Below are 690 nucleotides of genomic sequence, written 5' to 3' on the forward strand. Positions count from 1 at the left end.
CGGAGAGCTCGATGAGGGTGAGGCCCTTGAACTGCTCGAGCAGGTCTTCAGTGGAAAGCTTTGCCATGATGTACTCCTTTTAGTTTCTTAAAAATTCTCAACCGCAAGACGAGGCAGGTGCCTAGTTTGCGGACTCCTGCTTCTCACGCAGCGCGTCGATGGTGCGAACAGCCTTCGACAGCGGTGCCTGGAAGAGATAAGCGGCTCCGAACAGCGATGCCTTGAAGGCGCCGGCCAGCTTGGCCAGCAGCACCTCGCGGGACTCGAGGTCGGCAAGCTTGCCAACCTCTGCTGCGGTGAGCGGGCTACCGTCAAAGTAACCGCCCTTAACCACCAGGAGAGGGTTTGCCTTGGTAAAGGCACGCAGGGTCTTCGCGACGGCGACGGGGTCTCCGTGTACGAAGGCGATAGCGGACGGTCCGACAAGTTCCTCGTCAAACGAGGTGATGCCGGCCTTGTTGGCCGCAATCTTGGTGAGCGTGTTCTTTACCACGGCGTACGTGGCGTCCTCACTGATGGACTTACGCAGGCTCTTGAGCTGCGCAACAGTGAGACCGCGGTACTCGGTGAGCAGAACGGCGGTCGAGCTTTCGAATTTCTCCGTAAGCTCGGCGACCGTTGCTTCCTTGTTCGCCATGGTGCTCCTCTTAATAGTCATGTGCCGGGTAGCCCCCGATGCAAACATGAAAA

General features: G+C 58.3%; 1 protein-coding gene. It reads right to left on the bottom strand.

All coding sequences use genetic code 11. The annotated features are described in order from the left end of the window. Positions 1–121: 121 nt before the first annotated feature. Complete coding sequence (gene rplJ, locus JF66_RS19630; RefSeq protein WP_035880571.1) at positions 122–637, bottom strand: 50S ribosomal protein L10; 516 nt, start codon at positions 635–637, stop codon at positions 122–124. Positions 638–690: the final 53 nt, after the last annotated feature.

The sequence above is a fragment of the Cryobacterium sp. MLB-32 genome (genome assembly GCF_000738085.1).
Lineage (GTDB): Bacteria > Actinomycetota > Actinomycetes > Actinomycetales > Microbacteriaceae > Cryobacterium.